This window comes from Pseudomonas sp. PKS (genome assembly GCF_051913525.1).
In the GTDB taxonomy this organism is placed as follows: Bacteria; Pseudomonadota; Gammaproteobacteria; order Pseudomonadales; family Pseudomonadaceae; genus Aquipseudomonas; species Aquipseudomonas guariconensis_D.
In genome coordinates this window covers 173,765-186,417 of record NZ_JBEGDO010000005.1, presented here as the reverse complement: position 1 = coordinate 186,417, position 12,653 = coordinate 173,765, and the positions used below count along the sequence as shown (strand labels likewise).

Below are 12,653 nucleotides of genomic sequence, written 5' to 3'. Positions count from 1 at the left end.
CCTTCAGGGCCGCAGGTAGGTGGTCTTGACCACGGTGTAGAAGTCGCGGGCGTACTGGCCCTGTTCGCGCGGGCCGAAGCTCGACGCTTTGCGACCGCCGAACGGCACGTGGTAGTCGGTGCCGGCGGTAGGCAGGTTGACCATCACGCAGCCGGTCTGGGCGCGGCGCTTGAACTCGCTGGCGTGGCGCAGCGACTGGGTGATGATGCCGGCGGTAAGGCCGTACTGGGTGTCGTTGAGCGTGGCCAGGGCCTCTTCGAAGTCGCGCACGCGGATCACGCAGGCGATGGGGCCAAAGACCTCTTCGCGGTTGATGCGCATGTCGTTGCGGCTGTCGATGAACAGTGCCGGGCGCATGTAGTAGCCGTCGGTGTCCAGCTGCAGGCGTTCGCCGCCTTCGATCAAGGTGGCGCCTTCGGCCTGGGCCAGTTGCAGGTACTCCAGGTTCTGCTCCAGCTGGCGCGCATCGGCGACCGGGCCGATCTGTACACCGGCCTGCAGGGCATGGCCGACCTTGAGCTGGCGCATGCGCAGGCGCAGGGCCTCGACGAAACGGTCGTGGATTGCGTCGCAGACGATCAGTCGCGAAGACGCCGTGCACTTCTGCCCGGTGCCGAAGAACGCCCCGTTGAGCGCGCATTCCACCGCCAGGTCCAGGTCGGCGTCGTCCATCACCACCAGAGCGTTCTTGCTGCCCATCTCCAGCTGGCAGCGCACCAGGTTGCCGGCGGTGGCGACGGCGACGCGGCGGCCGGTTTCCAGGGATCCGGTGAAGGTCAGGGCGTCGATGTCGGCCGAGTTGACCAGGGTTTCGCCAACGTTGGCGCCGCTGCCCATGACCAGGTTGAAGGTGCCGGCGGGCAGGCCTTGGCGGCTGATGATCTCGGTCAAGGCCCAGGCGCTGGCCGGCACCAGATTGGCCGGTTTGAACACCACGGCATTGCCGAAGGCCAGGGCCGGGGCGATCTTCCAGGCCGCAGTGGCCATGGGGAAGTTCCACGGGGTGATGATGCCTACCACGCCCACCGGCTCGCGGTGCACTTCGATGTCGATCCCCGGACGCACGGAGGCGGCGGTCTCGCCCATCTGGCGCAGCACTTCGGCGGCGTAGTAGTGGAAGAACTGGCCGCTGCGGTTGACCTCGCCGATGCCTTCGGCCAGGGGCTTGCCTTCTTCACGCGAGAGCAGCTCGCCGAGTTCTTCCTTGCGGGCGATCAGCTCGTCGCCGATGGCCATCAGCACCTGCTGGCGGGCCTCAAGGCCCGAGGCGGCCCACAGGGGTTGCGCGGCGCGGGCGGCCTGGATGGCCTGGCGGGCCTGTTCGGCGCTGGCCTGGTGGTACTCGCCGATCAGGTCGCGAGTATCCGAGGGGCTGTGATTCGCCAGGGTGGCCTGGCCTTCGCACCACTGGCCATCGATGTAGTTCTTGTACGTCATGGATGAAAGCCTCCGTTTGCCTGGCTCTCATCTTGCGAGCAATATGCAGCAAATAAAAATTAATAAAAAAAATGCTTTGATAAGGATCGCTAACCATGCTGCCCGAACTGAAGATCGCCCAGCTGCGCTATTTCGTGCTGGTCGCTGAACTCAAGAGCTTCCACGCCGCCGCACGCCAGGCGTTTCGCACCCAGCCGGCGATCTCGCTGGCAGTGCGGGAGCTGGAACAGAAATTGGGTCAGGCCCTGGTCGAGAAGGGCGGTGGCCGGGTGGAACTGACGCCGTTCGGCGAGCATTGCCTGCCGCTGTTTCGTGGCTTGATCGAGCACCACGACCGCATCGCCCGCGAAGCCACCCTGCTGGCTCGGCATGAGATCGGCCAGGTCAGCATCGCCACCGTGCCCTCGGTGGCCAGCCGTTTATTGCCAGGGCCGTTGGCGCGTTTCGTGGCCGAGCACCCGAACGTGCAAGTCAGCATCCAGGACGGCACGGCCGAAAGTGTCCAGCAACTGTTGACCAAGGGGCAGGTGGACTTTGGGATCAGCAGCCTGTGGATGGAGGACGAGCAGATCGAGTTCGCGCCCATCGCCCATGATCAGGTGGGCGTGGTGTGCCGGGCCGATCATCCGCTGGTGCAGGTGGGCGGAGCCTTGCATTGGTCGCAGCTGCAGGGCCTGCCGATGATCGGCAACGGCACCTCGCGGCTGCTCGAAGGCACCGATGCGGCGTGTTTGCTGGAGCACAGCCGGTTGTTCGTCTCCAACATGATTTCGTTGATCGCGATGCTGGAAGAAGGGGTAGGGATCAGCACCTTGCCGTACCTGGCGTTTCCGCTGGAGAACGAGAAACTCGCCTTCCTGCCGTTGGCCGCGCCCAAGGTAGAGCGCCAGATCGGCATGCTCACCCGCAAGGGGCGCAGCCTGTCGCCGGCGGCGGGGGCGTTGATGGCGTTCTTGCGGGCGCAGTTGCCGAACGCGGGGTGAGGGGCATGTGGGAGCCAACAGTCTTCTTCGCGGGTAAACCCGCTCACGCAGATTCACCGCAAGCCTTGCCGGCGTAGTGGTTCGGCGCTTCGGGTTTACCCGCGAATGGTCAGCGCGAGGTCTCGACGCGCAGCACTTCGGTGTAGATGGCATCGACCGTCTGGCCGACCTTGAGGTTCTTCATGCGGGCCTGAAGGTCGGGGTTCTCGACCTTGACCACCTGCACTTTGCCTTCCGGCGGCAGCAGGGTCACTTCATGGTTCTTCAGGTCGATCTTGCTGATCTTGGAGGTGACCTTGACCTGGCGGAACGCTTCGCCGCCGGGGTTGGGGTTGTCCTTGGTGGCGCGGATGGTACCGGACTCCTCGCTCATCTTCGGCGCGCCGCCGACCTCGGTATTGAGTGCGTAGGCGACCGCCCGGGTCACGTAGATGTCCACGTTGTCCCCCACCTTGAGGTTGGGCAGGGCCTTGGCTTTCTCGGTGAGCTGGAAGGTCACGGGTTTCTTGTTGGGGCCTTCGACGGTGACTTGGTAATTCGGTGCATCGACCGCCAGCACATGGGTGGAGACGTGGCTTTCCAGGGCTTCACTGCCCAGCGGCAGCGGGGCCGCAACGGCGGTGAAACTGGCAGTGCAGGTCAGCGAGGCAAAGGCGAGGGAACGAGTGAATTTCATCGGGCTTCTTTCCATGTCGTCGATTCCGGTTAGGCGTGCGCTACGCACGCGCCTACCAAGCATAGCCAGTCACTGGCGATATGCCTGCAACCTGGATGGCCCGTGACGAAGCGTCGCACGCTGTCACCAAATGAAAAACCCGTGTCGTCGGATGCGAAGCACCTGCCGGGCGCAGCGCTTAGAGTCCAATCAACCTGAACTGACGCAGTGCGTCCAGATCGATCGATTGGAGTGAGAGCATGGCCAAAGTCGTACGCTTCTATGAACCTGGCGGTCCCGAGGTATTGCGCTATGAAGATGCCGAGGTCGGCGAACCCGGACCGGGCCAGGTGCGCTTGCGCCATGTGGCAGTGGGCCTGAACTACGCCGATACGTATTTTCGCAATGGCACCTATCCGATCCCGATGCCCAACGGCATCGGCGTCGAAGCGGCCGGCGTGGTGCAGGCGGTGGGCGAGGGCGTGACCGGCGTGGTGGTGGGCGACCGGGTGACCTACACCGGCTTTCTCAACACCCTGGGCGCCTACTGCACCGAGCGCCTGATCCCGGCCAATGCGCTGATCAAACTGCCGGAAACCATCGCCTTCGAAACCGCGGCGGCCATGACCATGCGTGGCCTGACCTCGGCCTACCTGATGCGCCGGCTGTACGACTTCAAGCCCGGTGACACGGTGCTGCTGCACGCCGCCGCCGGTGGCGTCGGCCTGATCGTCTCGCAGTGGGCCAAGCTGTTGGGCGTGAATGTGATCGGCACGGTGTCCACCGAGGCCAAGGCCGAGCTTGCCCGCGCGCACGGTTGCACCCACACCATCAACTACAGCGTCGAGGACGTGGCCAAGCGCGTGCGCGAACTCACCGACGGGGTCGGTGTGAACGTGGTATTCGACAGCGTTGGCCGCAGCACCTTCATGGCCTCGCTCGACTCGCTCAAGCGTCGCGGGCTGATGGTTTGCGTCGGCACCGCCTCCGGCACCATCGAGCCGTTCGACCCGCAGTTGCTGGCGATCAAGGGTTCCCTGCACCTGACCCGTCCGGCGCTGGCCGACTACATCGCCGATCCGGCCGAGAAAGCCGATCTTGCCGGCGAGCTGTTCGACCATGTCAGCAGCGGTCGCATCAAGATCGAGATCAACCAGCACTACGCCTTGCAGGACGCGGTCCAGGCCCATCGTGACCTGGAAGCACGCAAAACCACCGGCTCGTCGATCTTCATCATCTGAAGAGGGCAACACCATGCACGTAGAACAACTGACCTGCGCCATCGGTGCCGAGCTGATCGGGGTCAAGCTGGCGGATGCGATCCACGACGATGTTCTGTTCGAACAGATCCGTGCGCAATTGCTCAAGCACCGCGTGCTGTTCCTGCGCGACCAGGCCATCACCCGCGCCGAGCATGTGGCCTTCGCTCGGCGTTTCGGTGAGCTGGAGGATCATCCGGTGGCCGGCAGCGACCCGGACCACCCAGGCCTGGTGCAGATCTACAAGCGCCCCGACCAGCCGGCCGACCGCTACGAAAACGCCTGGCACACCGACGCCACCTGGCGCGAGGCCCCGCCCATGGGCTGTGTGCTGCGCTGCGTGGAGTGTCCGCCGGTGGGGGGCGACACCATGTGGGCGAACATGGTGTTGGCCTATCAGAACCTGCCGGACGATGTGAAAGCCAAGATCGAGGGCCTGCGCGCGCGCCACAGCATCGAGGCGAGCTTCGGTGCCGCCATGGCGCTGGAAAAACGCCTGGCGCTGAAGGCCCAGTACCCCGACGCCGAGCACCTGGTGGTGCGCACCCACCCGGAAACCGGGGAGCAGGTGCTGTTCGTCAACGCCTTCACCACCCATTTCACCAACTACCACACCCCGCAGCGGGTGCGCTTCGGCCAGGACGCCAACCCCGGTGCCGCAGACCTGCTGCGCTATCTGGTCAGCCAGGCCTACTTGCCCGAGTACCAGGTCCGCTGGCGCTGGTCGCCGGGCAGCATCGCCATCTGGGACAACCGCAGCACCCAGCATTACGCGGTCATGGACTACCCGCCCTGTCACCGCAAGATGGAGCGGGCCGGGATCAAGGGCGATCGCACATTCTGAGTCACCCGCCGCCGGTTGGCGGCACCAGGACAATAACAATAGCGAGGACTACTTCATGCAATTCTTCGACGACTCGTTGCACCCGGAAAACATGGAAAAGGTGGTGATCACCGTGGCCCCTTATGGCCCGGAGTGGATGCCCGAGGACTTCCCCGAAGACATCCCGCTGACCATGGACGAGCAGGTGCAAAAGGCAGTCGACTGCTACGAGGCCGGCGCCACCGTGCTGCACCTGCACGTGCGCGAGCTGGACGGCAAGGGCTCCAAGCGCCTGTCCAAGTTCAACGAGCTGATCGCCGGCGTACGTGAAGCGGTACCGGACATGATCATCCAGGTGGGCGGCTCGATTTCCTTTGCCCCGGAGAGCGAGGGCGAGGCGGCCAAGTGGCTGTCAGACGACACTCGCCATATGCTGGCCGAACTGACGCCCAAGCCCGACCAGGTGACGGTGGCGATCAACACCACCCAGATGAACATCATGGAGCTGCTGTACCCCGAGTACCTTGAAGGCACTTCCCTGGCCCACCCGGCCATCCAGGCGGCCTACAGCGAAATGACCGTGCCAGCCGGGCCGGCCTGGGTGCGCGAGCACCTGCGCCGCCTGCAGGCCAGCAACATCCAGCCGCACTTCCAGCTGACCGGCATGCACGCCCTGGAAACCCTCGAACGCATCGTGCGCCGGGGCGACTACATGGGCCCGCTGAATCTGACCTGGATCGGCATCGGCGGCGGTTTCGACGGCCCCAACCCGTTCAACTTCTTCAACTTCATCCACCGCGCGCCGGATGGCTGCACCCTGACCGCCGAATCGCTGCTCAAGAACGTGCTGCCGTTCAACACCATGGCATTGGCCATGGGCCTGCACCCGCGCTGTGGCAACGAAGACACCATCATCGACCAGCACGGCAAACGCTTCACCTCGGTGCAGCAGATCCAGCAGACCGTGCGCGTGGCCCACGAACTGGGCCGGGAAATCGCCACCGGCAAAGAGGCCCGCGCCATCTACCGCATTGGCGAGCAGTACAGCAGCATCGAGCAGACCCTCAAGGCCAATGGCATGGCGCCCAACCGCCAGCCCGGGCGCAAGGGCGTGCCGCAACGCGCCTGAAGGCGTGTGGGCCCTATAGGCGCGGCCTTATGGCCCGAAAGATTGGCAACGATGGCTTGGGCTGCTCTGCAGCCCTTTCGCGATGCAAGGCCGTGCCTTAAAAAGGCGGCCCAGGTTTTTTGGCTTCATCTCATAACAACAAAAACAACATCCACGCCAGATACCCCAAGGAGGCACCATGGCCGCCTATCTCGCCAGCGCCGCAGACGATGACGCTGACACTGACACTTCCCGTGGCATATCCAGGCGCTATGCCTGGGTGGTCTTTGCCCTGACCTTTGGCCTGTTGATCTCCGACTACATGTCGCGACAGGTACTCAATGCGGTCTTTCCTCTGCTCAAGCAAGAATGGGTCCTGAGCGACAGCCAGCTGGGGCTGCTCAGCGGCATTGTCGCGCTGATGGTGGGGCTTCTGACCTTTCCGCTGTCGCTGCTCGCTGACCGCTTCGGCCGGGTCCGCAGCCTGGTGCTGATGGCCGTGCTCTGGAGCCTGGCCACCTTGGGCTGCGCCCTGGCGCAGAACTACCCGCAGATGTTCGTGGCGCGGTTTCTGGTGGGGGTGGGCGAGGCTGCCTACGGCAGCGTCGGCATCGCCGTGGTGGTCGCGGTATTCCCCCGTGACATGCGCGCCACCCTGGCGGGCGCCTTCATGGCTGGTGGCATGTTCGGCTCGGTGTTGGGCATGGCTCTGGGCGGGGTGCTGGCCGAGCATTTCGGCTGGCGTTGGTCGTTCGCTGGCATGGCGTTGTTCGGGTTGCTGCTGGCCCTGATCTATCCGATGGTGGTCAAGGAGGCCAAGGTCGCGCCGCGGCGGCTGGACAAGGCCCTGTGCAAGGCAGCCCGGCCGTTGCGCACCCTGTACAGCAGCCGCTCGGTGATCGCCGCCTATGTCGGCAGCGGCCTGCAGCTGTTCGTCAGCGGCACGGTGATCGTGTGGATGCCCAGCTACCTGAGCCGTTACTACGCCATGGGCACCGACCGGGCCGGGGTGATCGCCGCGATCATCGTGCTGTGCAGCGGTGTGGGCATGATCCTCTGCGCTATGCTCTGCGACCGCCTCGGGCGTGTGCGCCAGGACCGCAAGATCAGCCTGGCCATCGCCTATTGCCTGGGCAGTTGCCTGTTGCTGTCGGTGGCCTTCGCCTTGCCCACGGGCACGGCGCAACTGGTGCTGATCTGCCTGGGAATGATGGTCGCCGCAGGCACCAGCGGGCCGTCCAGCGCCATGGTCGCCAACCTGACTCACTATTCGGTGCACGGCACGGCGTTCGCCACCCTGACCTTGGCCAACAACCTGCTGGGCCTGGCCACCGGACCGTTGATCACCGGGCGCGTATCCGATGTGCTTGGCCTGCACGCGGCGATGCAGTTGGTACCGCTGATGAGCCTTGGAGCTGCGCTGGTGTTCTTCATCGCCAAGCGTCACTACCACCGGGACATGGCCCGTCTGCAGGACAACGAGCCGACCCTGGTCCCTGGAGCGCAGCCATGATGCAGACGGTGACGTTGGATGTGTTCTTTGACTTCATTTGCCCGTGGTGCCTGATTGGCCAGCGCCACCTGGACCAGGCCCTGGCGCGGTTGCGTCGCGAGCAGCCGCAGCGCCAGGTCCGGGTGCACTGGCGGGGTGTGCAGTTGCTGCCTGGCCTTGCTGCTGAAGGGGTGCCGTTCGAGGCGTTCTACCGCGAGCGGCTGGGCAGCGACGAAGCGGTGCGCCAGCGCCAGGCCCAGGTGCGCGACGCGGCGAGCGCGGTGGGTGAGCACATCGAATTTGCCCGGATCCGGCGCATGCCCAATACCGCCAATGCCCATCGTCTGTTGCAGCGCGTGCAGGCGCTGGGCAACCGGCAACAGGCCGATGCCTTGCTGATGCGATTGTTCGCGGCGTATTTCCATGAAGGGCAGGACCTGGGCGATCGCGCGACCTTGCTCGCCATCGCCCAGGGCTGTGGCCTGATGCCCGCGCAGGTTGCCGATTGCCTGCGCGAGGATGCACGGCCATTCATGGGCGAGCAGGGGCGGGCGGCGGGTGGGGTGCCGTGTTTTGTCGTCGACCGGCGTCGAGTGGTGTCGGGCGCGCAACCTGCTGATGTGTTGTTCGAGGCCTTGTGCGAAGCGCAACCGGCATGAGCCGGCGTGTCGCGGTGCCGCCGGGCAAGTTGCCGCCGCGTAACGGCAGGGCGTTGTTCGAGTACCAGGATAAAAGCCTGGCCTTGTTCGATGTCGAGGGTGTGCTCTATGTCATCGACGACAGTTGCCCGCACCAGGGGGCCTCGTTGTGCGGTGGGCGCCTGGAAGGGCGCATTATCCAGTGCTGCGCCCATGGGCTTCGCTTCGACCTGACCAGCGGGTACCTGCTCAATTCCACGGTGCTGAAGGTGGCCCGTTATCCGGTGGAGCGGGAAGGGGAGGCCGTGTTCATCCTGATCGAGGCCGAGGTGGCCTGCTGATCCCCGGGGCTGCGCTGCGGCCCCAAGCACTTCAATGCGCCGCCGAGGGCGGATGACTGGCCCGCCAGCTGGCCGGCGGCATGCCGAACTGGGCGATGAACCAGCGGGTGAAGGAGCTGGGCATCGAATAGCCGAGCATGTCGGCAATGCGTCCCAGCGAATAATTGGGGTTCTCCAGGTAGCGCAGCACCAGGTCGCGGCGCACGCCGTTGACCAGGTCACTGAAGGTCACGCCACAGTCCTCCAGGCGCCGCTGTAGCGTGCGCACGTTCATGCCTTGGGTCTGCGCCACCTGTTCGATGGTAGCGCGGCCCATGGGCAGCAGCAGGTAGATGGTCTTGCGCATTTCCAGCTCCAGCGACGGTGTGCCGCTGGCCTGCAGGGTGTCCAGGTAGCGCTGGGCCAGGCGTGCCATGGCTTCGTTGGCCAGTGGGGTGGTGGTGTCCAGGTCGGTCGCCGGGCACACGATGCCGTTGAACTCACTGCCGAACACCAGCTTGCAGCCGAAGATACGCCGGTGGATGGTCGGATCGGCGGGCGCGGTGTGGGTGAAGTTGGCGCTGATCGGCCGCCAATGCGCGCCCAGCAGGGCCGCGCACAGGCGCAGCATCACGCCGATGGCCAGCTCCGTGGCCTGGCGACTGCCGTGGGCGCGGTCGGTGACCACCTCTTCGCGAATGATCACCGTCTTGCCGGCTTCCTCGACATGGATGGCCAAGGCATCGTTGAGCAAGTGCCGATACTGCACGATTACCTGCAAGGCATCGCGCAGGGTGCGCTGGTGGCTGAGCAGCAGGCTGATCTCGCCGAAGTCCGACAGTTGGCGCAGTTCCGCCATGCGCAGGCCGAAGGTCTCGCACTGGCTGGCCTGTGCCGAAGCCTCCAGCAAGGCGATCACCGTGGCGGCTGGGATGCGCTGGTTGGGGTCGTCCAGAAGGCTGGCGCTGAGCCCGACCTGGGCCAGCAAAGCATGGGGGTTCAGCCCCAGATGACGGGACACTTCGAGGTAGTTGGTCAGGCTTGCAGCACGTACGAGGGCGGTCATTTTATTGTTTTCCACGCGTTCTCATTAGGTGACCCGCGACGGCCCACGGGTCTCTTCTTATAGCTCGGGTGTCACCAAATGAGAAGCTGCTGTTGGTCTGGAAATTTCGGCCATTTCCCCATAAACCAGGCGACGTCGACCCCCGGCAAAGTCGCTGTCATCAAATGAAAAGTCACTGACGCCCAATGTAAAGCGCCTGGCTGGACCGCTCATTACTGTGAGGTCCAAAGCGCTCCTGCGACCAGGTGGCGCACCACCCCTGGCTGAGGTGCCGACGTGGAAAAACTGCATACCAACGCGACCGTCCTGATCGTTCCCGGCCTGCGCGAGCACGTTGCCGAGCATTGGCAGACCTTGCTCCACGCACGCCTGGCCAAGGTGCGTACGGTGCCGCCGCTGGAGATCAATGGCCTGGACTGCAATGCCCGGGTCGAGGCGATCCAGCGCGAGATCGAGCATATCGACGGCGATGTGGTGCTGGTGGCCCACAGCGCCGGGGTGCTGATGGTGGCCCACTGGGCGGCGCGCCATCAGCGGCCGATCAAGGGCGCGCTGCTGGCCGCACCGCCGGACCTGCAGGCCCAGTGGCCCGCCGCCTACCCAAGCCCCGAACGCCTGCAGGAAAACGGCTGGACACCCTTGCCGCTCGCGCCGTTGCCGTTCCCCAGCATCGTCGCGGCCAGCAGCAATGATCACCTGGCCAGCCTGGACGCCGCCACCGCCCTGGCCAAGGCCTGGGGCAGCGAGTTGCTGGCGCTGGGCGCGGTCGGCCACCTCAACCCGGCTGCCGGTTTTGGCCCCTGGCCCCAGGCCGAGGCGCTGATCCAACAACTCGACCGCTGACACCGCAATACCGCAACACCGCTTGACCAACGCCCGCGCACGACGGGCGGTGAACAGAACAATAACAATAACCGGAGTCACGCAATGCCCAAGTCACGCACCCACTGTCTGTTGGCCTGCACCGTTGGCCTGCTCACCTTGCCTGGTGCCCAGGCCTTCGAAGTCGATACCGGCCATGAGGACTGGTCCGTTCGCCTGGACAACACCGTCAAGTACAACTACGGCGTACGCACCGAGAGCGCCGACAAGCGCATGCTGGCCACGCCGAACAACAACGACGGCGACTACAACTTCCGCAAGGCCGGTACCACCATCACCAACCGGGTCGACCTGCTGACTGAACTGGATGTGATCTACCAGCAGCGCATGGGCTTTCGCGTCAGCGCCGCCAGCTGGTACGACAAGGCCTACGACAACACCGGCTCCAATGCCAACCCCTTCGTCAACGGCAACGGCGAGCAATCGGGCATCAACCCCAGCCTCAATGGCCTGCCCGGCACCGGTGTGCCGCTGGGCAGCCCGCACCTGAGCAACTACGCCCAGCGCTACTACAGCGGGCCGTCCGGTGAAGTGCTCGATGCGTTCGTGTTCATGCGCACCGAGGTGGGCGAGGCGTCCGAACTCAGCGGCAAACTCGGCCAGCACAACCTGTTCTGGGGCGAGACCCTGCTCAACCCGGTGCATTCGCTGAGTTATGGGCAGTCCGGCCTGGACCTGGCCAAGCTCGCGGCCTCGCCCGGCACCGAGGCCAAGGAGCTGTTCGTGCCGCGTAACCAGCTGTCTGCCTCGTTTTTGGTCAATCCCGAACTGACCCTGGGCGCCCAGTACTTCCTGGATTGGGACGCCGCCCGACTGCCGGAAGCGGGCACCTATTACGGCGGCTCGGACCTGGTAGGCGAGGGCGCCCAGAGCTTCCTGCTCGGTCACACCGGCACCCCGGGGCTGATTCCGGTGCAGGGCGCCTTGACCAACATTCGCCGTGGCCACGACCTCACCCCGCGCAAGCGCGGCGACTGGGGCGTCATGGCCAAATGGTCGCCCGAATGGCTGGATGGCACCTTGGGCTTCTACTACCGCAAGAGCTCGGAGATCCTGCCCCAGGCCTGGCTCGATGCCCGCGGCCTGACCGTCGCTCGCGGCCCGTTCGGCAACCCGCCGGCCGGGCTGCCGGGCGCCGTGGGCAACCTGTACAACTCGCTACAGAGCGCCACGTACCAGTTCGCCTATGCCGACGATATCGACATCTATGGCCTGAGCCTGTCCAAGGACGTCGGTGGCATCAGCGTCGGCAGCGACCTGAACATCCGCCACAACATGCCGCTCTCGAGCATCCCGGCGATCGTCAGCGCGCCCGGTCAGGGTGGCCTGGGCAATGGCTTCGGCCTGTTGCCGCCGCGCCTGCCCAGCAGCGGCGTGGTCTATGAGACTCCACACGATGGCGACAGCATGAGCGCCACCGGCGACACCTTGCACTGGACCCTCAACGGGCTGATGAGCATCGGCGACACGCCGCTGTTCGACTCCGCGACCCTGTTGGGCGAGCTGTTCTACAGCAACCTGCTCAAGCTCGATAGCCACAACGAGGCCTTGTACAAGGGCAAGGGCAGTTACCGCGGCATCGACAAACCCACCCGTGACAACTGGGGCATCGCGGTCAACTTCACCCCCACCTGGTACCAGGTGTTCCCCGGCGTGGACATGAGCCTGCCGCTGTCGATCAACGTCGGCCTGGACGGTGTGTCGCCGGTCCAGGGCGGTGGCGCCGAAGACACCGGCAACTACGCCGTCGGTGTGAGCGCTGCGCTCTACAACCAGTATTTCGTCGATCTCAAATATGTCGACAGCTTCGGCAAGGCCGAGTCCTGCAAGGATGGCCAGACCGACGGCTCGACCCCCAATGCCCTGGATGGTGAGCAGGATTACACCTGCTATGGCGGCGGCTACGCCTCCTTCTCCGGTGGCGGCGCCACCACCGAGGACCGTGGTGCGCTCTACCTGACCCTCAAGACCACCTTCTGAGTACAGGAAC

At 65.0% G+C, this 12,653-nt stretch carries 12 protein-coding genes; 9 read left to right on the top strand and 3 right to left on the bottom strand.

All coding sequences use genetic code 11. The features are described 5' to 3' along the window. Positions 1 to 3: 3 nt before the first annotated feature. Positions 4 to 1,437, bottom strand: a complete 1,434-nt coding sequence (locus ABOA88_RS07780; RefSeq protein ID WP_367851877.1) for an aldehyde dehydrogenase family protein — start codon at positions 1,435 to 1,437, stop codon at positions 4 to 6. A 95-nt stretch (positions 1,438 to 1,532) separates the two neighbouring features. On the opposite strand from ABOA88_RS07780, the gene ABOA88_RS07775 reads away from it, so the two are divergent. After that, positions 1,533 to 2,420: a LysR family transcriptional regulator gene (locus ABOA88_RS07775; RefSeq protein WP_367851876.1), complete on the top strand. Its 888-nt coding sequence runs from the start codon at positions 1,533 to 1,535 to the stop codon at positions 2,418 to 2,420. Positions 2,421 to 2,529: 109 nt separating this feature from the next. On the opposite strand, the gene ABOA88_RS07770 is transcribed toward ABOA88_RS07775, so the two are convergent. After that, entirely contained in the window at positions 2,530 to 3,096 is a 567-nt protein-coding gene (locus ABOA88_RS07770; protein ID WP_230392825.1) for a hypothetical protein, read from the bottom strand. Between the two features lie 239 nt (positions 3,097 to 3,335). On the opposite strand from ABOA88_RS07770, the gene ABOA88_RS07765 reads away from it, so the two are divergent. From ABOA88_RS07765 to ABOA88_RS07740, 6 genes are all read left to right on the top strand, one after another. Continuing rightward, positions 3,336 to 4,316, top strand: a complete 981-nt coding sequence (locus ABOA88_RS07765) for a quinone oxidoreductase family protein (RefSeq protein ID WP_102081980.1) — start codon at positions 3,336 to 3,338, stop codon at positions 4,314 to 4,316. 13 nt (positions 4,317 to 4,329) lie between these two features. Continuing rightward, positions 4,330 to 5,178: a TauD/TfdA dioxygenase family protein gene (locus ABOA88_RS07760; RefSeq protein WP_367851875.1), complete on the top strand. Its 849-nt coding sequence runs from the start codon at positions 4,330 to 4,332 to the stop codon at positions 5,176 to 5,178. A 55-nt stretch (positions 5,179 to 5,233) separates the two neighbouring features. Next, a complete protein-coding gene (locus ABOA88_RS07755; protein WP_043215843.1) occupies positions 5,234 to 6,286 on the top strand; it encodes a 3-keto-5-aminohexanoate cleavage protein in 1,053 nt (350 codons plus the stop codon). A gap of 178 nt (positions 6,287 to 6,464) precedes the next feature. After that, positions 6,465 to 7,778 (top strand): MFS transporter, encoded by a 1,314-nt coding sequence (locus ABOA88_RS07750; protein WP_367851874.1) that lies wholly within the window; start codon positions 6,465 to 6,467, stop codon positions 7,776 to 7,778. Next, the gene (locus tag ABOA88_RS07745; RefSeq protein WP_196163375.1) at positions 7,775 to 8,416 is read left to right on the top strand and encodes a DsbA family oxidoreductase; all 642 of its coding nucleotides are present in this window, start codon (positions 7,775 to 7,777) and stop codon (positions 8,414 to 8,416) included. The genes ABOA88_RS07750 and ABOA88_RS07745 overlap by 4 nt, the downstream gene beginning before the upstream one ends. Further along, positions 8,413 to 8,736 carry a Rieske (2Fe-2S) protein gene (locus tag ABOA88_RS07740; RefSeq protein WP_070571870.1) on the top strand — a complete coding sequence of 108 codons (324 nt, stop codon included), beginning with the start codon at positions 8,413 to 8,415 and terminating at the stop codon, positions 8,734 to 8,736. Before ABOA88_RS07745 ends, ABOA88_RS07740 begins: the two co-directional genes overlap by 4 nt. A gap of 31 nt (positions 8,737 to 8,767) precedes the next feature. Here ABOA88_RS07740 and ABOA88_RS07735 read toward each other — a convergent pair whose 3' ends face one another. Continuing rightward, positions 8,768 to 9,781: an AraC family transcriptional regulator gene (locus tag ABOA88_RS07735; protein WP_182941164.1), complete on the bottom strand. Its 1,014-nt coding sequence runs from the start codon at positions 9,779 to 9,781 to the stop codon at positions 8,768 to 8,770. Positions 9,782 to 10,057: 276 nt separating this feature from the next. On the opposite strand from ABOA88_RS07735, the gene ABOA88_RS07730 reads away from it, so the two are divergent. Together ABOA88_RS07730 and ABOA88_RS07725 are read left to right on the top strand one after the other, a co-directional pair. Continuing rightward, positions 10,058 to 10,624 (top strand): RBBP9/YdeN family alpha/beta hydrolase, encoded by a 567-nt coding sequence (locus ABOA88_RS07730; protein ID WP_196163376.1) that lies wholly within the window; start codon positions 10,058 to 10,060, stop codon positions 10,622 to 10,624. A gap of 84 nt (positions 10,625 to 10,708) precedes the next feature. Beyond that, on the top strand, positions 10,709 to 12,643 hold the full coding sequence (locus ABOA88_RS07725) for a DUF1302 domain-containing protein (protein ID WP_196163377.1): 1,935 nt from the start codon (positions 10,709 to 10,711) through the stop codon (positions 12,641 to 12,643). Positions 12,644 to 12,653: the final 10 nt, after the last annotated feature.

Excerpts from the sequence above, each read along its gene's own strand:
- ABOA88_RS07780 (WP_367851877.1), bottom strand. The coding sequence starts at position 1,437 with ATGACGTACAAGAACTACATCGATGGCCAGTGGTGCGAAGGCCAGGCC.
- ABOA88_RS07775 (WP_367851876.1), top strand. The coding sequence starts at position 1,533 with ATGCTGCCCGAACTGAAGATCGCCCAGCTGCGCTATTTCGTGCTGGTC.
- ABOA88_RS07770 (WP_230392825.1), bottom strand. The coding sequence starts at position 3,096 with ATGAAATTCACTCGTTCCCTCGCCTTTGCCTCGCTGACCTGCACTGCC.
- ABOA88_RS07765 (WP_102081980.1), top strand. The coding sequence starts at position 3,336 with ATGGCCAAAGTCGTACGCTTCTATGAACCTGGCGGTCCCGAGGTATTG.
- ABOA88_RS07760 (WP_367851875.1), top strand. The coding sequence starts at position 4,330 with ATGCACGTAGAACAACTGACCTGCGCCATCGGTGCCGAGCTGATCGGG.
- ABOA88_RS07755 (WP_043215843.1), top strand. The coding sequence starts at position 5,234 with ATGCAATTCTTCGACGACTCGTTGCACCCGGAAAACATGGAAAAGGTG.
- ABOA88_RS07750 (WP_367851874.1), top strand. The coding sequence starts at position 6,465 with ATGGCCGCCTATCTCGCCAGCGCCGCAGACGATGACGCTGACACTGAC.
- ABOA88_RS07745 (WP_196163375.1), top strand. The coding sequence starts at position 7,775 with ATGATGCAGACGGTGACGTTGGATGTGTTCTTTGACTTCATTTGCCCG.
- ABOA88_RS07740 (WP_070571870.1), top strand. The coding sequence starts at position 8,413 with ATGAGCCGGCGTGTCGCGGTGCCGCCGGGCAAGTTGCCGCCGCGTAAC.
- ABOA88_RS07735 (WP_182941164.1), bottom strand. The coding sequence starts at position 9,781 with ATGACCGCCCTCGTACGTGCTGCAAGCCTGACCAACTACCTCGAAGTG.
- ABOA88_RS07725 (WP_196163377.1), top strand. The coding sequence starts at position 10,709 with ATGCCCAAGTCACGCACCCACTGTCTGTTGGCCTGCACCGTTGGCCTG.